This window comes from Alteromonas algae (assembly GCF_049117195.1).
GTDB lineage: Bacteria > Pseudomonadota > Gammaproteobacteria > Enterobacterales > Alteromonadaceae > Alteromonas.
In genome coordinates, this window is the sequence record NZ_CP185260.1 from 1,001,324 (window position 1) to 1,019,842 (window position 18,519).

At 43.8% G+C, this 18,519-nt stretch carries 17 protein-coding genes and 1 tRNA gene; 9 read left to right on the forward strand and 9 right to left on the reverse strand.

Annotated elements, in window-relative coordinates; genetic code table 11:
- The first annotated feature begins 32 nt into the window (after nt 1–32).
- Complete coding sequence (gene purL / locus ACOJRU_RS04440) at nt 33–3,920, forward strand: phosphoribosylformylglycinamidine synthase (RefSeq protein ID WP_421133841.1); 3,888 nt, start codon at nt 33–35, stop codon at nt 3,918–3,920.
- Nucleotides 3,921–4,152: 232 nt separating this feature from the next.
- Entirely contained in the window at nt 4,153–4,293 is a 141-nt protein-coding gene (locus ACOJRU_RS04445; RefSeq protein ID WP_421133842.1) for a hypothetical protein, read from the forward strand.
- Between the two features lie 90 nt (nt 4,294–4,383).
- On the opposite strand, the gene smrA is transcribed toward ACOJRU_RS04445, so the two are convergent.
- Complete coding sequence (gene smrA / locus ACOJRU_RS04450; protein ID WP_421133843.1) at nt 4,384–4,974, reverse strand: DNA endonuclease SmrA; 591 nt, start codon at nt 4,972–4,974, stop codon at nt 4,384–4,386.
- Nucleotides 4,975–5,292: 318 nt separating this feature from the next.
- On the opposite strand from smrA, the gene ACOJRU_RS04455 reads away from it, so the two are divergent.
- Nucleotides 5,293–5,793, forward strand: coding sequence for a hypothetical protein (locus ACOJRU_RS04455; RefSeq protein ID WP_421133844.1), 501 nt, complete (start codon nt 5,293–5,295; stop codon nt 5,791–5,793).
- A 23-nt stretch (nt 5,794–5,816) separates the two neighbouring features.
- On the opposite strand, the gene ACOJRU_RS04460 is transcribed toward ACOJRU_RS04455, so the two are convergent.
- The 5 genes from ACOJRU_RS04460 to ACOJRU_RS04480 form a co-directional block, all read right to left on the reverse strand.
- Nucleotides 5,817–9,020 (reverse strand): hypothetical protein, encoded by a 3,204-nt coding sequence (locus ACOJRU_RS04460; protein WP_421133845.1) that lies wholly within the window; start codon nt 9,018–9,020, stop codon nt 5,817–5,819.
- 10 nt (nt 9,021–9,030) lie between these two features.
- Nucleotides 9,031–9,834 (reverse strand): hypothetical protein, encoded by an 804-nt coding sequence (locus ACOJRU_RS04465; protein WP_421133846.1) that lies wholly within the window; start codon nt 9,832–9,834, stop codon nt 9,031–9,033.
- Between the two features lie 24 nt (nt 9,835–9,858).
- Nucleotides 9,859–10,368: a hypothetical protein gene (locus ACOJRU_RS04470; protein WP_421133847.1), complete on the reverse strand. Its 510-nt coding sequence runs from the start codon at nt 10,366–10,368 to the stop codon at nt 9,859–9,861.
- A 438-nt stretch (nt 10,369–10,806) separates the two neighbouring features.
- Nucleotides 10,807–10,882 (reverse strand) — tRNA-Arg (locus tag ACOJRU_RS04475).
- Nucleotides 10,883–10,963: 81 nt separating this feature from the next.
- Nucleotides 10,964–12,160, reverse strand: coding sequence for a flagellar assembly protein T N-terminal domain-containing protein (locus tag ACOJRU_RS04480; RefSeq protein ID WP_421133848.1), 1,197 nt, complete (start codon nt 12,158–12,160; stop codon nt 10,964–10,966).
- A gap of 513 nt (nt 12,161–12,673) precedes the next feature.
- On the opposite strand from ACOJRU_RS04480, the gene ACOJRU_RS04485 reads away from it, so the two are divergent.
- The gene (locus ACOJRU_RS04485) at nt 12,674–13,105 is read left to right on the forward strand and encodes an LPP20 family lipoprotein (RefSeq protein WP_421134721.1); all 432 of its coding nucleotides are present in this window, start codon (nt 12,674–12,676) and stop codon (nt 13,103–13,105) included.
- A 92-nt stretch (nt 13,106–13,197) separates the two neighbouring features.
- Here the strand turns inward: ACOJRU_RS04485 and flgN are convergent, their stop codons facing one another.
- From flgN to flgA, 3 genes are all read right to left on the reverse strand, one after another.
- A complete protein-coding gene (gene flgN / locus ACOJRU_RS04490; protein ID WP_421133849.1) occupies nt 13,198–13,626 on the reverse strand; it encodes a flagellar export chaperone FlgN in 429 nt (142 codons plus the stop codon).
- Nucleotides 13,627–13,634: 8 nt separating this feature from the next.
- A complete protein-coding gene (gene flgM, locus ACOJRU_RS04495; protein WP_421133850.1) occupies nt 13,635–13,961 on the reverse strand; it encodes a flagellar biosynthesis anti-sigma factor FlgM in 327 nt (108 codons plus the stop codon).
- A 103-nt stretch (nt 13,962–14,064) separates the two neighbouring features.
- Nucleotides 14,065–14,787: a flagellar basal body P-ring formation chaperone FlgA gene (gene flgA, locus ACOJRU_RS04500; protein WP_421133851.1), complete on the reverse strand. Its 723-nt coding sequence runs from the start codon at nt 14,785–14,787 to the stop codon at nt 14,065–14,067.
- 206 nt (nt 14,788–14,993) lie between these two features.
- On the opposite strand from flgA, the gene ACOJRU_RS04505 reads away from it, so the two are divergent.
- The 5 genes from ACOJRU_RS04505 (at nt 14,994) to ACOJRU_RS04525 (ending at nt 18,512) form a co-directional block, all read left to right on the forward strand.
- Nucleotides 14,994–15,923, forward strand: a complete 930-nt coding sequence (locus tag ACOJRU_RS04505; RefSeq protein WP_421133852.1) for a chemotaxis protein CheV — start codon at nt 14,994–14,996, stop codon at nt 15,921–15,923.
- 15 nt (nt 15,924–15,938) lie between these two features.
- Nucleotides 15,939–16,769 carry a CheR family methyltransferase gene (locus ACOJRU_RS04510; protein WP_421133853.1) on the forward strand — a complete coding sequence of 277 codons (831 nt, stop codon included), beginning with the start codon at nt 15,939–15,941 and terminating at the stop codon, nt 16,767–16,769.
- Nucleotides 16,770–16,934: 165 nt separating this feature from the next.
- Entirely contained in the window at nt 16,935–17,369 is a 435-nt protein-coding gene (gene flgB, locus ACOJRU_RS04515) for a flagellar basal body rod protein FlgB (protein WP_421133854.1), read from the forward strand.
- 2 nt (nt 17,370–17,371) lie between these two features.
- The gene (gene flgC, locus ACOJRU_RS04520) at nt 17,372–17,794 is read left to right on the forward strand and encodes a flagellar basal body rod protein FlgC (protein WP_421133855.1); all 423 of its coding nucleotides are present in this window, start codon (nt 17,372–17,374) and stop codon (nt 17,792–17,794) included.
- Between the two features lie 31 nt (nt 17,795–17,825).
- A complete protein-coding gene (locus tag ACOJRU_RS04525) occupies nt 17,826–18,512 on the forward strand; it encodes a flagellar hook assembly protein FlgD (RefSeq protein ID WP_421133856.1) in 687 nt (228 codons plus the stop codon).
- Nucleotides 18,513–18,519 lie beyond the last annotated feature (7 nt).

The following is an 18,519-nucleotide window of genomic DNA, read 5'->3' on the forward strand; positions in this document are numbered from 1 at the left end:
GTCGTTGTTTCTAAACAACCAGGTAAAGCAATATGTTGGTCCTTCGAGGCGCTCCTGCACTATCAGAGTTTAACCAAACTAAACTGATTGCAAAGCTGGGTCAATCCGGCATTAAGGTTAAAAACCTTTACAGTGAATATGTACACCTAGTCGATTCTGACGGTGATTTGTCTACGCAGCAAATGGAAATATTAGAAAAGCTGCTAAAATATGGCCCTGCCAGACAAACTCAATCGCCCTCTGGAACCCTTTTCCTCGTCACGCCACGTCCTGGCACAATATCGCCATGGTCTTCAAAAGCTACTGATATTGCTCATAATTGTAATCTTAGTAATATAAGCCGTATTGAACGTGGCGTAGCGTATTATGTAGAGTCAGAATCACCGCTGAGTGAAGACACATTTGCACTTGTTTCTGGTTTCTTGCACGACAGAATGACAGAGTCTGTGTTTAAAGAAACCAGTGATGCGTCAGTTTTGTTTATGCAAGCCGAAGCGAAAACGTTTGCTACTGTTGACGTACTGGTTGCTGGAAAGTCTGCACTTGTTGATGCGAACAGACAGTTGGGCTTGGCGCTAGCCGATGATGAAATTGATTATCTTTTTGATAGTTTTACTCGTTTAGGGCGCAACCCTACCGATGTAGAGCTTTACATGTTCGCTCAAGCTAATTCTGAACATTGCCGTCACAAAATTTTCAACGCAAGTTGGACGATTGACGGTGAAGAGCAAGATAAATCCTTGTTTAAAATGATCAAAAATACGTTTGAGTTGCTTCCTGACCACGTTTACTCAGCGTACAAAGACAACGCCGCGGTAATGGAAGGATGGCCAGCCGGTCGCTTTTTTCCAAACCCCCAGTCACATCAGTACGATTACCATCATGAAAATATCGACATTCTCATGAAGGTTGAAACACATAATCACCCTACCGCCATCTCCCCTTTCCCCGGAGCAGCAACAGGCTCAGGTGGTGAAATTCGTGATGAGGGCGCAACAGGGCGCGGTTCAAAACCCAAAGCTGGGTTAGTCGGCTTTACCGTATCCAACTTGCGTATTCCTGGAGCAGAACTGCCGTGGGAACGTGAATACGGGAAACCGCAGCGTATTGTAAATGCCCTTGATATCATGATTGATGGGCCATTAGGTGGTGCGGCATTTAACAATGAATTTGGTCGTCCAAACTTATTAGGCTACTTCCGTACCTACGAGCAAGAAGTTAACAGCTTTAACGGCGTCGAAGTTCGTGGTTATCATAAGCCCATTATGTTGGCAGGTGGCTTGGGTAATATTCGTCGTGAACATATTGAAAAAGGCGAAATTACCGTAGGCGCGAAACTTATCGTTCTTGGCGGGCCTGCGATGAATATTGGGCTTGGTGGTGGCGCAGCGTCTTCAATGGCGTCTGGACAGTCCAATGAAGATTTAGATTTCGCTTCAGTGCAGCGTGATAACCCTGAAATGGAGCGCCGCTGTCAGGAAGTGATTGATGCGTGCTGGCAAATGGGTGACGACAACCCAGTTCAATTTATTCACGATGTTGGGGCCGGTGGCCTGTCTAATGCGTTACCTGAATTGGTAAATGATGGCGAGCGTGGCGGCGTGTTCGAACTACGCAACGTGTTGTCAGATGAGCCGGGAATGACACCGCTTGAATTGTGGTGTAATGAATCTCAAGAACGTTATGTGTTATCAGTAGCGCCGCAAAACTTGGCGGTTTTCGAAGCCATTTGTAAACGTGAACGTGCACCTTATGCGGTTGTTGGGGAAGCGACTGAAGCGCCTCATCTGCACTTAAACGATAGCCAGTTCAACAATAACCCTATTGATATGCCATTAGACGTATTGCTAGGAAAACCGCCGAAGATGCATCGAGATGTCACATCACTATCGGTTCAAGGTACAGCGTTTGAAGAAGAAGGCATTACGCTTTCTGATGCAGCGCAACGTATTTTATCGCTTCCGACGGTAGCAGAAAAAACGTTCCTCATTACTATTGGCGATCGTTCTGTAACTGGTTTAGTGAGTCGCGACCAAATGGTTGGTCCATGGCAGGTACCCGTCTCTGATGTGGCGGTTACGGCGAGCGCATTTGATACCTATCACGGTGAAGCAATGGCGATGGGCGAACGAACGCCTGTTGCACTGTTATCGCATGGTGCCTCAGCGCGTTTGGCAGTAGGCGAAGCACTCACTAATATTGCAGCGTCTAATATAGGCGATATTAAACGTATCAAGCTATCTGCTAACTGGATGGCCGCTGCGGGACATCCTGGCGAAGATGCAGGGCTTTATGAAGCGGTCAAAGCAGTAGGTGAAGAGCTATGTCCTGAACTTGGACTGACTATTCCTGTTGGTAAAGATTCGATGTCGATGAAAACGGCATGGGAAGAAAATGGCGATAATAAAGCGGTTACATCACCGTTGTCATTGGTCATTACCGCATTCGGCGCCGTTAAAGATATTCGTAAAACCGTTACCCCTCAACTTCGCACTGATAAAGGTGACAGTCGATTGCTACTGATTGACTTAGGAGAAGGGAACAATCGACTAGGTGCTAGCTGCTTAGCACAAGTTTATGAACAGCTCGGTGATAAACCTGCTGATGTTGTCTCAGCATCTCGACTAAAAGCCTACTATGACGCCATTCAAGCGCTGGTAGAAAAAGGCTTGGTGCAGGCTTACCATGACCGCTCAGATGGTGGTCTATTTGCTACTATTGCTGAAATGAGTTTTGCAGGCAAAGTTGGGGTAAGCGCCACACTAGATGATCTTGAAGGTAGCGCATTGTCGTTGTTATTCAACGAAGAATTAGGCGGCGTCATTCAAGTACTCGATACCGATAAAAACGCGGTAGACGCTGTACTCGAGTCGTATGGTCTTAGCGCGATTACCCATGATGTTGGTACGTTAAATTCGACCGATACCATTGAGTTTGAAAAAGACGGTATTGCAATATTAAGCGATACTCGAGTCGCGATGCGCACTGTGTGGGCGCAAACCACGTTAGAGATGCAGAAGCTTCGTGATAACCCGGCCTGTGCAGAACAAGAGCATCGTGCGAAACAAGATGCGTCCGACCCGGGTCTTCATGCAGCGTTGTCCTATGACGTAAATGAAGACATTGCTGCACCATACATAGCTAAAGGTATAAAACCGAGTGTCGCTATCTTGCGCGAGCAAGGGGTAAACTCTCATTTGGAAATGGCTGCTGCATTTACGCGTGCCGGCTTTAATGCCATCGATGTTCATATGAGTGACGTATTGTCTGGGCGTGTTACCTTAACGCAATTTGCAGGGCTAGCGGCATGTGGTGGTTTCTCGTACGGCGATGTATTAGGCGCGGGAGAGGGCTGGGCAAAATCTATTTTGTTTAATAACATGGCACGTGACCAGTTCGAAGGCTTCTTTACACGCCCGGATACCTTTAGTTTAGGGGTATGTAATGGGTGTCAAATGCTGTCTAATTTGAAATCACTTATCCCGGGTACTGAACATTGGCCACACTTTGTCACAAATCAATCGTCACGTTTTGAAGCACGTGTCGCAATGGTAGAAGTCATGGAGTCATCCTCAGTATTACTTGACGGCATGGCCGGCTCACGTATGCCTATTGCGGTGTCTCATGGAGAGGGGCAGGCTGAATTTGCCAGCGATAGTGCATTATCATCGGTTGCACCGCAAGTTGCGCTGCGCTACGTTGATAATTACGGGCAGCCTACAATGCAATACCCCGCTAATCCAAATGGATCGCCACAAGGGATCACTGGATTAACGTCCTCGGATGGCCGTAGCACTATTATGATGCCTCACCCAGAGCGTGTGTTTAGAGCAGTGGCAAATTCATGGCGTCCAGACGACTGGCAGGAAGATGGTGCATGGATGCGAATATTCCGTAATGCACGCCGTTTTGTAGGATAACATCAGCGTAAATGGCTACCGATTGCTTCTTTACAGGGGCGGTAGGTAGCTTTTCCTATAGAAAAGATGCGAACGAGACAGGTAATGTGACATTTTTTGTACAGTACGCTTGTGTTCGCTAAGTGTCTGATCTATTGTAGGGATTGCAGGGAATGCAGCTTGGTTACAGGAGTTGTGTTACGAGGTGTACTGGCGCGTTTAACGTTGTCAGAGAAATAATAAGAGACGACCAATGAATCGTTCTTCCAAAGGGTTTGGCTTAACCGGTGTTGCTATAGCCGTGGTATTGATGTTTGTTACTGCAGTGTTTAGTTCTTCTGCAAAATCAGCTGAAAGTTATACAACATACGTCGCGCAATATTCAGTTAAGTAGTCTGAAAAAATAATGTGGTGCCAGTAGCCTTTGCGTTTACTGGCACTCCCCCCCAAAAAAAATCAAATTCCTTTTTAGTTACTTACATTCCTATTTTTTGTTTCTACTATTATTTTCCCTATTAATCAGCTTTTGATCTGGGTGTTTTTTTAGCAGAACATAGGTTGCTCCAAATCCGCCATGCATTGGCTGGGCGGTATGAAAGGCAATAACTTCTTCTAACTCTCTTAGCCATTGATTAACGTAGCTTCTCTTTACTCCTGGAAAGGGTTTGCTGTTCTCTCCCCGTCCGTGTTGAATAAGCAACGCCCTTACACCGCGTTTATGGCACTGCTTTATTGACTGATATACCCGATCGCAACTTTCTTTAAGCGTCATGCCTTTGAGCGATATGTTATTCTCTAGGGGGTATTTCCCAAGCCTGAGTTTTTTGAATACACCGTCTTGAATGCCGGGCTGTTGATACAGAATAAATTCATCTGGAGAGACGGGGGCGACAGACTCCATACTGAGTGGGTTGTGCAAAGTATCTCTTATACTGGCGTGTGCCTTGGCTCGTTTTCTTTTTTGCTCAATCGTGCTTTCCGGAGTATGCAGCTGTGCGGTATTACTCGTTTTAATGGGTTTTACGTCTTTCATTTCCTCAAAAAACGAATCGACATCTTCTACGTCGTAATTCACGCTGACCTCCTTAAATGTCGTTACCTAGTTAATGATAAAGCTATAACGGATAGCAAAGTGTAATGTTCATGATTCAAATTACAATACAAACGAGAACATTAAGGCACGTTTTACTACGCTTTGACTGCCCAAGCGGGTTAATGTTTGAAAAAATTACTGTTCTGTTTGAAGAATACGTTAACGAAGCATCTTGTTGTTAACGGCTTTGAGCACGTTGTGTGTAGCTCGTCTATATTTACAAAAAACTGAATGTACATAGTCGGCAGTGCCGAATTTTTACGCTATACTCACCATTATCTATCGCTACGATGTGAGAACATGAACATTCGACACGTCATCTTATCCTCTTGTTTGTTATCCGGGGTCGCTCTTGGAGCCTCAACCGTGTTTCAAGCAACGGTAGTAGCGCATAATGAACCAAGTATTAGCGAAGCTAACGCGTTACACTTCGGCACTATAGTGAACACCACAGGTTCAGCATGTGCGTTAGATAGCACAGGAACGGTTACTGGCTCGTGTGCTGGCACAGGCGCAAGCATTGCCGTTGGTGTTATTGATATTTCAGGTTTAGTCGAGAATCAGCAGTATCAGATTGAGGTTGTTGGTTCAAACAACGGCGTTTTGAAGTTTCAACCGGCGATAACCATTGATAGTGTTGAGACAACCGACGACGATGACGATCAGGTCGTGTCAGCGCTGACGACACAAAGCGGTTCATCGACCAGTATTACGATATATGGCAACTTAGAGGTGCTATCTGCACTTCAAACCTCAAATACCTATCAAGCAAGCTACACAGTAAACGTCAACTTCCAATAAAACGTTAAGTGAGAGCATTCACGTTATCCGTTATTGTGCATCACTGATGCGGTATTAACCTTCAATGGGCCTTGACGATATTCATGATCGATGTATTTATCATCACATTCACTGTTTTCATTAAGCGGCGCAAGTAAACGGTAAAACGTTGCGTTATTCTCGGCGTTCGGTACTAACAATAATTCAGGGTGTGCAGTAAGTATGCGTGGATTAATAGAGCTTAGGGAATAGTATGCCGAGAGTTGACATAGCACCGTTGAGTAGTGCTTAGACGGGGTTTCAGAGGAGGATTCTATTTTCTCTTGGAGATCAAAATAAACAGATTCTTTTCGCCATTGCTCGCCTTTATAACGAGATACCGGGCTGACAAATGCATTTTTAAACGCGGGGTGAGTTTTAATTGCGCTAAGGTATGCATTGGCATTGGTTAAATCAGTAAAGCCACCTACAGTTACATATGTCATTGCTAAATCATGATTACGATAATACTGCATCGATGTGGGTGATACGGTGAGATGCTTGACGACTTCATAAATCGATCTTGCATGCCTAAATATTCCAACCTGAATCTCATATTTTATTGTGGCGTCAACAATGGCCATATCTTTCCATTGCTCTGACTGGTCAACCGGCGTTTGGGTTTTGACGAGTTGAATATCATCTAGAAAAACAGCGTCTCCTTCTTCAGGGGCAACGAACGACAGTTGATTGCTATCAATGGAAAGTGCATTACGCTCAAGGTAGCCTTGGTCTATTGACATGTCGTATTCGCCCGGCGGCAACTGGCTGATGTAAAAGTAACCGTCGCTTTCCGTCCTGGTTTGTGCAACAACGTCGTTATCCTTGTTAAGAATATTGATCAATAGGTTGGGGGCGCCCCTGCTGTTATCTTTGCTTACAAGATATATTGTGCCCTCGACATCGTTCACTGCGTGAACCGGCATCGCGATGTGACTCACGCCGCCGCTATGGGTATTAATGTCTGCTCGCTGATAGGCGGCGACCATAAAAGGGTCGGGGAGCGACGATGGTTCTATCGCTACCGATTGTATTTGATGATTGGTAATAAGCCGTGCCCGACCATCGACATTTGTCTTTTCATTTCGCCAAACCGAATTACCTTTGAACATAACACCTTCTAATGCAGACTCCTCGTCATCAAATTGGTTATTACGGTTTGCATCAAAAAACGTAAATGCGTCAATCCGCCCAGCAGCAGCACCGGCAGCTCTATCTAAATTTAGAGAGCGAGTATAGGGGTTATAATTAATATTGCCTGTAAATGAAAGGTTTACCGACCAGCTTCCGCCTTCTGCAATACTGGCGCCTAACCCTACGTTTATTGAGTCGAACCCCCAATTGTGTTGGTGTTGCAGCTCGATGTTCTGTGCGCCATTGGCACGGTACTGCAACCGTGTCTCCCGATGTTGCGACAGCAAATAGGGCCAGCGTAGTGAAACATAGAAGGATTCAGTATCGAATTGCTCTGACGGATAAAAGTCCCATGCGCTTGCTAATTGCCATTCCGCTAGCTGTTTAGAGTAGTAAAGGCGCCCGTTAACGCGTTGTGTCGCGTTATCAGTGACGGTTATGCCGCCAGAAAATGTCCCACCCAAAAGGTTATTGTTCACGTTGAGACTTAACGAGGCCTGATCGTCTCGTTCGTTAAACGATCTAAATGAAACACTACTGTTCCAACCAAAGCGTCCCCAGCGCTCTGACTGTCCGTTAAAACGGGCGACAGTCTCGTTTTTTAGCCCGACGGCGTCATTGTACCTTTCGCTGGTAAAATTATTGAAGTACCTGTTTGATAGCGTGAAAACAACATTGTCGTCAATTCGACCGTTCCAACCTAAAAAGGAAGCAAAGCCTTCGCTGCTTTGTTTTGTTAACGAGAAATTAAGTGCAGAGCCTGCAAGCTGTGTATCTAAGGAAGTGGTAAAGTAAGATTCAGGTGAATCATCAATCCACAATCGCTGTATTGTCCCAGATACTGATGTTGAGTTTGAAAGTCCTACGCCTAATTTTACAATTGCAGATTTGCCTAATCCCGTCTGAGATACCTCACCATCAAGAAGGCGGTAATGTCGATCGCTTGCGCCTACAAAGAAATCAATATCACCTCGTTGTATTTGGTCTTCGCCCACATTTACAGATTGTGTGCGGCTTTCTTGCTGACCTTCAGGTCCGTAAAGTTTGAGTTCAAAGAGATTTGCACCATAAAACGTATCCACGTCCTCAAACAATACTCTGTTTTGTTCATCACTAAACTTCTCATCAATAAACTGACCGTTTCTAAACAATTGAACTCGCCAACCTGGTAAGACAAATTCCTCGATAGTAGTTTTAGAGAAGTTACGTTGTCCCCTCGTATCACCGTTGTGAAAAATAAAGCCTAGTGACTGGTTGGGGCTTGTAACGACGTTATCCCCTAACAATTGAATATCGCCGAACTCATAGGTAACGCCCCTATTACTCACGGCGCTGGCCATATCATCAAAGGTGCGCGAAAAACGCAAAAAATGGAGACTGTTATCGCCAGTTCGACTCACCCTAAAATTAGCAGCATGGTTGAGTAAATCGAACCCTGCATTGATGTTTGTTGCTATTCGTTCTTGGTTTTCACTGTCTTTTTGAGCGCTCACGCGATAGCTGAGTAGCGGTGAAGTATATAGCTGATAGTTGTCATCAATGACACGCTCAGCAGTAATGTTTTCGCGTTTAAAAAACGTGGGGATGGCTGCGGGGTCGTCACTGTAGTCACTAACCCCAAGCTCGTTGCTTGCTAGGTTTAGGTGAAGCAATGAGAAATTAAATTCGTATTCCACTGGAAGCAGAATGGATAAAAATTCTATATCGATATAGATATCGAAATCATCTGCGCTCCACAATAACGTAGAAGAACTCTTGATATCTGCGTTTTCAAAATCAAGTGAGAATGCACAAAATTTTTCACTTCCTTGAAACGAAATAACGGACTCAGGTATATTGATATCCCAATCTAACGATAAGGCGTCTGATACTACAGATGCGGGAATGAGCAAGCGGTCGTAGATTTGATAAACGTCCAGGCCATCAAAAACCGGACGACCGTTTAATCGCATTACGCTAATCAAAAAGTCGTCGTCATTAAGCGGAGCGTAGGATGCGGTAGGGGAGGCGCAGTTATCCGCTCGCGCGAACAATGGGAGCGCGAGCAGGCAAAGTAAAAGTCCTCGAACGAACATAAGTGCTTGTTTAGTTTATTGTATGCGCAACCGACAGTTCAGTATCGCCACCAAATTTTTTATTTTCAGTGTATCGAATAACGACTGGGCCCTTAACCGCTTTTACGAGTGGGATAAGCACTTTTCTGCGTTCCAATGGGCGATAAACTGCAACGTTATTAATTACGCCTAACTCTTCACCATCTGGTGTTTCGACAATGAAATTGCCAAATATAGAACGATTGCCGGAGCGCGTTTGCCATACCTGAATGTGGGGCTGACCATTATGCATGACGGTGGTAGGTGCCTCTAAACTGGTACTAACAGAGACTTCCCCGTGCCTTACAATGATAGGAACGTTGTATGCCAGTTTACTTGCCAGATTAACGTTCCCACTTTCAGTCGGTGCTAGCTCGGTGACCAAACGTAAAACAGCGCGATATTCGCCATTTTCCAAGTTTGCTGGTTTGCGTAATGAAAATCGTAGGGCTTGTCTTTCTCCTGGCTTGATTGTGCCACGCTTAGGAGAAAATCTTATAAATTTTTGGGCAGAAAGCGAGTCTTCACTTACTGAATAAATTGTGCCGTCTTCGGTCATCGCGTTAAGTACCAGCTCTGCTGAATATTTTAAGTCGCTTGAACCGGTGTTTCGCAGCTGAAGTGAATCAGTCCGTGATTGGCTGTCGAAAAAAACTCTAAACTTTGATAAGGCAACGTTTGCATTAACGCTAGTGGAAAGAAAAAATGAAATAAAAAGAGTCAAAAAGACAAAAACATGGCGGGTGCGAAACATAGGGTTAACTCTACTGCTAAACGAACAAATAAGTGGGCGCATTTACCTACGCCCACTATACCAGTATTACTGGAATGTAACATCTACTGTGTAAGCTGCCGTGTAGCTGTCACCTGGTGTTAGCGCAGTGTCTACTGTCATGCTACCGTATACATCGATAGTCAGGTTGTCGCCAGAACCGTTCGTTGTTACAGCTGTTTGCGTACCATCAACAATGGCGTCATGTGCCGCTGTGGCGTTGTTGATATCATAAGTTGATGCGAATGTTACGTTAGTACCTGAAGCGCCAGTTACCGTTACGTTTAGTGGTACGTTTGCAATAAGACCTGAAACGGTAATTAGACCGATGGCAATATTTGCGTTCGCGGCATCACAGTTACCTGTCACAGCGCCCGTGTTGTCCATTGTACAAACTGCACCCAAAGTTGGTTGCATTGCACCGAAATGCAGTGCTGTAGTTTGAGCAATTGCAGCGTCAGAAATTGCATTTACTGTAGCTTGGAAAGTGCTAGAGGCTGCAAATGTTGTCGCAGAGATTGTTGATAATAGCGCAAGAGAAATTATACGTTTTTTCATTATTATATCCTGAAAATTATTATTGTTAGTTCAACATGGTTGTACGTACTTTATAAGTATCTTTTAATCATATAGTTACAAGGCATCTATTCATCTACCGCGATGCCGGATTTATTCAACCACATGACTTGACAAAATGAAAAGTATTCAAACTTATACGTTAAGTGTTATTCACATGTCCAAAAACAAGAAAATTTCCAGGTGATTAATCTATATTGCTGTTTTAATTGGTTATTTATTTTTCAGGTAAAATAAAAATCGTTGTAAATTAAACGCTTATACTTTCGTATAATTTTCGTAAAATCGATCATATTCTTAAATAATAGCGATCAAATGTGTGAAAACGTCGTTCGAAGAAGGGATGCAGCGATAAAATGCTGGTTTAGTGCGATAAGAAAAATCGCCAAAAATCATTTAGGTATGATTTTTTATTCCAAATGGCGTCCCCACCGCGACTCGAACGCAGATCTAAAGCTTAGGAGGCTCTTGTTTTATCCAGTTAAACTATGGGGACTACGCGTTCTACATTATACGAACTTCTTTGAAACGTTAACCTTTATTCAAAAAAACATTTGCAAAGCGGTTTTTATGTCTCTTACCGCTTTACCACAAAGTCATTTTCCTGAATGTTGGCGATAACGCCACCCGTTTTATGAACAATGGTAGATGAATTACTATATGCTTGGAGCACAGTAAATTCGCCTGGATAAATTGAATATTGCAAAAATGACGTACCAGAGCTGTCGATCACTTGCTTTACTTGGTAAAGCGTAAGCGTGTCGCCTTCTTGGATATTATTATCCTGCCCTAGTGATATAGATACGTTGTCGCTGTTCACACTGATAACGTGGCCCGTTAAAGGTTGGCATGTCAACGCTTCTTGCATATCAATAACCACATTATTCAAGGTTTTTGATAATGATGTTCCAAAACTAGACTGCCAAAATTTCGCACTTTTCGTATTGATTTTGGCAAATCTATCAAACGCCCATTCAGCGTTCATATCGTAGTGTTTCTGTAATAACAGGCCGCCATTCATTGCGTCGTACACTTCAATAGAAAGTGAAAAATATCGCGTTGCATTATCGCTTTTCCAAAACGCTAGCGAAGCGCTCGGTTCGCGTACAACACTCACATCATCGATTTCGCCATATAGCGAATACTGGGTATTCGCCTTTTTCGACAGCGCTCTCATGTGATGAGGCCTATCTTTATTCTGAATATCTAAGGTGTAAGGTTCAATGTGGGCAATTTGTAGGTTGTTATTTCGTGAATTAATTAAATGCGTTAATTCGTGAGTTAGCGAGCTTGAGAAATCTCTTAAATCACCGTCAAGTAAATGCGAGGTGTTTGCCACACGAAAATGACTAGTTGATATTGACTTGAGGTCGTCTGCTGACGTGCACACTGTTGCGTTAGGTGTAATGTCCGCTCTAACGGCGATAGTGACGTAATCGCTGTGCCACACCTCGTCAGTTAGCTCTAATTGATGGACTTCGCCACTCGCAGTCATTGATAAGCGTTCGTCATTCAACAATCCATCGGTAAGGTGTTGAACGCTTGATACCGATGCGCCAGCAAATAGGAGCGCCTGACGAAGGGCCTCTTCTGTTGCATTTTTCTTGGCTGCCGTTTTATTCCCATCAACAATTACTGCTTGCCCTTTAGCTTCATACCACGCGGCATCGCTTTGCCATGGGGCTGAATATAATAGGCAAAATAGCGCCGTTAAAATGAATCGGTTTGTTAGTGGTAAAGGTTGCGTGAGTTGCATCGGTTGCATTAGTCGCATAATTAGTTGCATAAGTTACGTAACCTATCTTGAAAGCGAATATCTATTAACACAGCAGATACAATGAGGTGCACCATATGCACATTACCTAAAAAACTGTGTATATCTAATTTATTGAAGCGTGGCGTTACCACTAGCGTCAACAATCTGACTTACTTGGTCAGTAATGTCATGAGTTTCGGCGTGACACTTATTGATATGAGAAAGCTATGCGAGAAAAGTGCCATGTATTTATACTTTCCTTCCTCAGGGCAGTATCAGAAGGCAAACGCACCGAGTGGTGCGAAATTTGCAAAGTCACAAAGACAATGCCATCGATTGCCTTCCTTTAGTTAAGGCAAACGCGTAAAAGGCATCATACGAACGGCATTTACGAATAAAAATAGGCGCCGGACTGAACACAGACCGCGATCTGTTATTGAGGTTGTTATGAGATTTTTCAAACGCACAGAATCACCAGGTAATAAGACCTGCAATGAACGTCATAAAGGTTATGTACTATGCTTGCTAGCGATGAGTGTTGTATTAGGGGCGTGCAGTTCGATAGTAGATAAACACGTTGAGTGGGAAACGGTTGAACCTGAGCAGTACCCTATGCTTAGCGCAATAGGATATGCGCCTATTACCACTCAACGCGGGCAAACTGATACGGAAAAGATGCTCATGGCAGTCAAGGCGTCTAAGCTTGAGGCTTATCGCGAACTGGCTGAGCAAGTCTACGGACAACGAATATCCGGTGAGCAATCGGTTTCTAACTTGGTTGTTAATAACGAAGTGCTTAAAGCGTCGGTAGACGGTGTAATTCGAGGGGCTGAGGTCGTAAAAAGTTACCCTGTCGGTGAAGATACCTATGCCACGGAGCTTTCATTAGATATGCAGCGTGTTTACGATATATATTTAACGATGGCGAAGCCAAAACGTGTTAGGTCAGTCAAGTATTACTGAAGTAAGTGGTTATCCTAGCCGGCAAATGAATTATTTATTCACAAAAAAAGCGCTTAACATGCGCTTTTTTTATTTTTTGTCTATTAATAACGCTAGGCTTTCACACCTGAGCCTAACTGACCGCCGTTAGGTTTACCCGTTTTGTCATAGGTGAGTGACTCTTTAGCACGCACTTCCATCATCAAGTTCCGCAAATGGTTGAGGCGAAGCTGTCCTTGCTCTACGGCTTTTTGATTGACTTGGGTGCGGTATTTACATTCATCCAAAAGCGTTTGCGCTTTCGAAAACAGTAGGTCGGTTGAATCGTCGATGCCTGCTTCGATGGCTGTTTGGTAAAGAGGTGCTATCCTCTCGTCAAGTGTTTGGATATCTTCAAGGAGTGCAGATTTGTCATTTAGTAGCGCCATTAAAAGCTCTGCGTTGCGCGAGCTAATATGCTGCAGTTCATTTTCTAGCATTAGAGACAAGTTCTCTAAATTGAGAACTTGCTGTTCTAATGCAACATGAAGTGCTTCTGACATGCGTTAACCTACTTTTGACCAAATATTTCTGATTCGAGTTTCGCTATTTTATTCGCAAGTACCTCGGGGTTAACACGGTATTCACCGTTTTGAACCGCTTTCTTTAAACGATCAACTTTCTCTTGATTGACCGGTGCTTCAGAACCTTTCTTCTGCACTTGATTCAATTGCTGCGCAGATTGAGTCAACGACACTGAGTCTTGACGCGGCGCCTGAGCGCTTTGCGCAGAACTTGCCGCTTGTTGTTGCGACTGTTGCGTTTGATTTTGCTGCGCAACTTTCGAATTATCAACAGGATTTTTAGGTAACCCATTGTTAATATTGTTAATTGCCATTGTATATCTCCACTACCTTTTCGCCTCAATTTAATATATCGGCCGACGATACAAATTCTTTAGCCATTTCTTCAACGAAAACGTAGTTAATTTAGCACCAATATCATAAGTGTATCACGACTTCTTGAACGCTGGCGACCTCAGCGATAACGGTCTTTTTACTGCTAGTGTTTAGCACTTTTATCGGGTCACCGATAACGCCATCCTGCTGAGCTATTCCTGACGTTTTTACTGACATTGTGCCGATTGCAGCTTTAATGGTAATTCTATCACCTTCACAAACAAAGCATAGCATATTAGCTTGTATGGGCTGGCCATCAGTAATTCTGCGCTTAACTCTTGCGCCAATGAGTGTATCAACACTGGTGAATGTTGAGTGCCTCATTCGTCTGACATCCACATCTGAAAAGGAGAGATTAGAGGGCGTAAGCACTGTACCTGGACTTACTGCACCGGAGACAACGACTACTTTCTTAGTTCGTACAACGTGAGCGCTAGTAAATAGATACCAATCATTGTCATTACAACTCACTCTCACCGACACATATGATTGGCGCAGTGACTCTTCTGAAGCATGGTACTGAAATCCCTCATGACAAGCCGGAATATTTATCCTATTGTCTATCTTCACAATATTGATACCGATGTTAGTATCCGCGTCGTTAAGTTCAAGCGCCGCTAGCAGGTATTCTTCAGCGCCTCTTTCAACGTCTTCATGGACAGTTGATGCACTGGCGTGCTGTAGAAAAAAGAGTGACGTCAACGTTAAAAGTAACGAGTAGCGTTGCCACTTTAAAAGAATATTCATGGTTTTTAATTTATTCATAGTTACTTTTCGTGTTCAGTTAGCGAGTTATTGTCTATGCTTATGACAGAAAGCAGGCGTCTAGGTCGCATTTTTTATTGTGCTTTCGTACTTATTAACGCGTTATGCGTCATTTTTCTGGCGTTTGACCTGCAACATTTTAGTGATATTGTCTAGCATAACTAGTTAAGGCAATGATCGTGCCCAGTATCGAAAAGAGGTGACATATGTCGGGTATTTTAGATTCGGTTAACCAACGCACGCAGTTAGTGGGTCAAAACCGACTTGAGCTGCTGTTATTTAGATTAAATGGAAGACAGCGCTTTGGGATAAACGTATTTAAAGTACGTGAAGTTCTTCAATGTCCACCGCTTACATCTATGCCAAAACTCAACGCTCTAGTACGTGGGGTTGCACATATTCGCGGGCAAACCATCTCAGTCATTGATTTGAGTATGGCAACGGGTGGAAAACGTATCGAAAACCTTTCTACGTCGTTTATCGTGATTGCAGAATATAATCGCTCAGTGCAAGGCTTTTTGGTCGGCGCGGTTGAACGTATTATTAATACTAACTGGGATGCAATCATGCCACCGCCTCAAGGGACAGGCAGAGCTAGCTATCTAACGGCTGTCACTGAGGTCGAAAATGAGCTCATCGAAATTCTTGACGTTGAAAAGATACTCAACGAAATTTCTCCGCTCAATGCAGAAGTAAGTTCTGAAGTGGCAGAAGGACTAACGACTGAGGGCAAAGAAGATAAAATTATATTTATTGCCGATGACTCAGCAGTAGCCCGAAATCAGGTTAAAAAAGCACTGACATCGTTAGGGCTTGAAATTGAGCTTGCAAAAAACGGTCTGGAAGCGCTTAATCGCTTGAAAGAAATTGCCGAAGAATACGGTGATATCACTAACCGTGTGGGCGTGTTGGTATCGGATATTGAAATGCCAGAAATGGACGGGTATACGCTTACCGCAGAAATAAAAAACACGCCAGAACTACAAAAACTACATGTTGTTTTGCATACATCGTTAAGCGGTGTCTTCAATCAGGCAATGGTACAAAAAGTTGGCGCGGACGATTTTATTGCAAAATTCCACCCAGATGAACTTGCTACAGCGGTTCAGAAGTGGCTAATGATAGACAGCGAATAACGGAGTCTTCAGGGATTGAATAGCAGAGATGTCTCGCCGGAAAGTTACGTCAAATTTCGGCATTTCTTAGAGCAGCAATGTGGCATCGTACTTGGCGAGAATAAACAGTACTTGGTGCGAAGTCGTCTCGCTTCATTATTGCATACGCACAAATTTGATAGCACCGATGCGCTCATTGATACGGTCGTTCGTGGTTACGACCGTAAATTGCTGCAAAGTGTTATTGACGCAATGACAACCAACGAAACATTGTGGTTTCGTGATACTTACCCGTTCAATTTATTGCAAACTAGAATTATTCCAGAGCTAGCGTCAAAAAATCGTAAACTTCGCATTTGGAGTGCTGCTTGCTCGTCTGGCCAGGAACCATATTCTATTGCAATGGCATTGCTTGAATTTCAACGCCAAAAGCCTGGAATGCTTAAAAGTGGTGTAGAGATCATTGCCACGGATCTGTCATCTGAAATGCTAGCCAAATGCGAAAGAGGGATATACGACGAGTTATCGTTAGCCCGGGGATTGTCGCCACAGCGCAGGCAGGCGTTCTTTGATACAGCCGACAAAGGTCAAATGCAAATAAAGTCCGAAGTGCGTCGCATGGTAACGTTTAAAAGCATTAACCTGCTGAGTAGTTATGCATCGCTCGGCCGTTTCGATATCGTGTTTTGTCGTAATGTACTCATTTACTTTTCAGGTGACGTAAAACAAAAGATACTGCAACAAATTGCCGGGCAACTGCAACCTGACGGCATTCTCTTCCTCGGAGCGTCAGAATCTATAAGCTCTGCGAGCGATCGCTATAGCATGGTTAAATGTAACCCTGGTTTGTTTTATCAAAAGAAATAGCTACAAGTCTCTGTTTTAAATAGGTTTTATTTGAAAGCTTATCACACTTTTACTTTTCATCTATCCAATTTAATCACTCTTGGCATCTCATTTGCTAATAAATCTTCAAGATAACTAAATATTGGTTGATACCCCATCAACACAATTGGGTTCTGGAGTTTTATTATGGCTATTAATCTCGACAAGCTTGTCGGATTCCATCAAAACGCACTGACCATTCGCACTGAAAGGATGGAAGTTATATCCGGTAATTTAGCAAACGCTAATACGCCGGGTTATAAAGCGAAAGACATCAACTTTAATAAGGCGATGGAAGCTGCAATGCGTAATTCAGGTGGCACACCTAAAACCACAGATGGACATCTAAATAGAACCCACGAAAAGCATTTAAAAGGCAGCAGTACGTCTGTTGCATCGAATTTTGATTTGCAATACCGCATCCCAACACAACCAGATACAGGTGATGGTAATACGGTTGAAGTGCAGTCCGAGCGTAATCAATTTTTGGACAATGGCTTGCGATACCAAGCAAGTCTCGCCTTTCTAAATGGCAAAATCAAAGGCATGAAAAAGGCACTTGGTGCGGCAGGAGGACAATAGTAATGAGTTTATTTAATGTAATGTCAATTTCAAGCTCAGGTATGTCGGCGGAAAATGTACGCTTGAATACAACGGCGAGTAACATTGCCAACGCCAACTCAGTAAGCAGCAGCTATGAGGAAACATACCGAGCTCGTCATCCAGTTTTTGCAGCGGAATTAGATAGAGCAATTCAAGATCAATCTCGTGGTGTAGGCGTTCAGGTTAAAGGGATTGTCGAAAGTGATGCGCCGTTGCAGGTGGAGTATGCACCGAATAACCCCATGGCCGATGCAGAAGGGTTTATCTACAAGCCAAATGTCAACATCGTGGAAGAAATGGCTAACATGATGTCCGCATCAAAAGCCTATGAAACCAATGTTCAGGTTGCCGATACCACAAAGCGTATTTTCAGAAGAGTGCTTCAGTTGGGTCAAGGGCAATAATTTGCCGCTTAGGTAAATCGAGGATTTTACAGTGAATACAGTTAACAACACGGGTCTTAATACCGACCTTTATTGGCAGGAAGAGACCGTCAAAATAGCAGACGGCACTGAACAGCAGTTATCGCAGGAGGATTTTTTCTCCATGTTGACTGAACAATTAGCCAACCAAGACCCGACCAAACCTGTTGATAACGATCAAATGGTTGCGCAAATGACGTCTTTCACCATGGCTGATGGTATTTCGCAGCTCAATGGAAAGTTTGAGGCTTTTGCAGCATCAATGACGTCGAACCAAGCACTTCAAGCGTCTAGCCTAATCGGGCAAAACGTATTAGTGCAAGGTAACGTTGGCTTCATGGGCGCAACAGGCGAAGGCGTTTCTGGTGTCGTGGTGAATGAAAAAACGATGCAAAACATGACGATTACTATTGAAAATCAATTCGGTGAAGTAATCAAAAGCATCGATGCTGGCACACAAGCCGCCGGCAACGTCGAGTTTAAATGGGATGGCAAAGATGCCAAAGGTAACGACATGCCTCCCGGTGAATATGTCATTAATGCTACAGGCGAATTAAATGGCGAAGGTGTACAGCTTTTAACCGCAGTAAATCGTCATGTAGGAAGCGTTAGTTTGGCCGGCAGCGGTCAGGGCGTAATTTTGAATTTGGATGGTGATGTCAGTATCAATCTTGATGACGTCATTCAAATCGGCAGTTAGCAGGAGA

What these genes read in the sequence shown, in the direction of transcription:
- purL (WP_421133841.1), top strand. Translation starts at nt 33, where the DNA reads ATGTTGGTCCTTCGAGGCGCTCCTGCACTATCAGAGTTTAACCAAACT.
- ACOJRU_RS04445 (WP_421133842.1), top strand. Translation starts at nt 4,153, where the DNA reads ATGAATCGTTCTTCCAAAGGGTTTGGCTTAACCGGTGTTGCTATAGCC.
- ACOJRU_RS04455 (WP_421133844.1), top strand. Translation starts at nt 5,293, where the DNA reads ATGAACATTCGACACGTCATCTTATCCTCTTGTTTGTTATCCGGGGTC.
- ACOJRU_RS04460 (WP_421133845.1), bottom strand. Translation starts at nt 9,020, where the DNA reads ATGTTCGTTCGAGGACTTTTACTTTGCCTGCTCGCGCTCCCATTGTTC.
- ACOJRU_RS04465 (WP_421133846.1), bottom strand. Translation starts at nt 9,834, where the DNA reads ATGCGCCCACTTATTTGTTCGTTTAGCAGTAGAGTTAACCCTATGTTT.
- ACOJRU_RS04470 (WP_421133847.1), bottom strand. Translation starts at nt 10,368, where the DNA reads ATGAAAAAACGTATAATTTCTCTTGCGCTATTATCAACAATCTCTGCG.
- ACOJRU_RS04480 (WP_421133848.1), bottom strand. Translation starts at nt 12,160, where the DNA reads ATGCGACTAATGCAACCGATGCAACTCACGCAACCTTTACCACTAACA.
- ACOJRU_RS04485 (WP_421134721.1), top strand. Translation starts at nt 12,674, where the DNA reads ATGAGTGTTGTATTAGGGGCGTGCAGTTCGATAGTAGATAAACACGTT.
- flgN (WP_421133849.1), bottom strand. Translation starts at nt 13,626, where the DNA reads ATGTCAGAAGCACTTCATGTTGCATTAGAACAGCAAGTTCTCAATTTA.
- flgM (WP_421133850.1), bottom strand. Translation starts at nt 13,961, where the DNA reads ATGGCAATTAACAATATTAACAATGGGTTACCTAAAAATCCTGTTGAT.
- flgA (WP_421133851.1), bottom strand. Translation starts at nt 14,787, where the DNA reads ATGAATAAATTAAAAACCATGAATATTCTTTTAAAGTGGCAACGCTAC.
- ACOJRU_RS04505 (WP_421133852.1), top strand. Translation starts at nt 14,994, where the DNA reads ATGTCGGGTATTTTAGATTCGGTTAACCAACGCACGCAGTTAGTGGGT.
- flgB (WP_421133854.1), top strand. Translation starts at nt 16,935, where the DNA reads ATGGCTATTAATCTCGACAAGCTTGTCGGATTCCATCAAAACGCACTG.
- flgC (WP_421133855.1), top strand. Translation starts at nt 17,372, where the DNA reads ATGAGTTTATTTAATGTAATGTCAATTTCAAGCTCAGGTATGTCGGCG.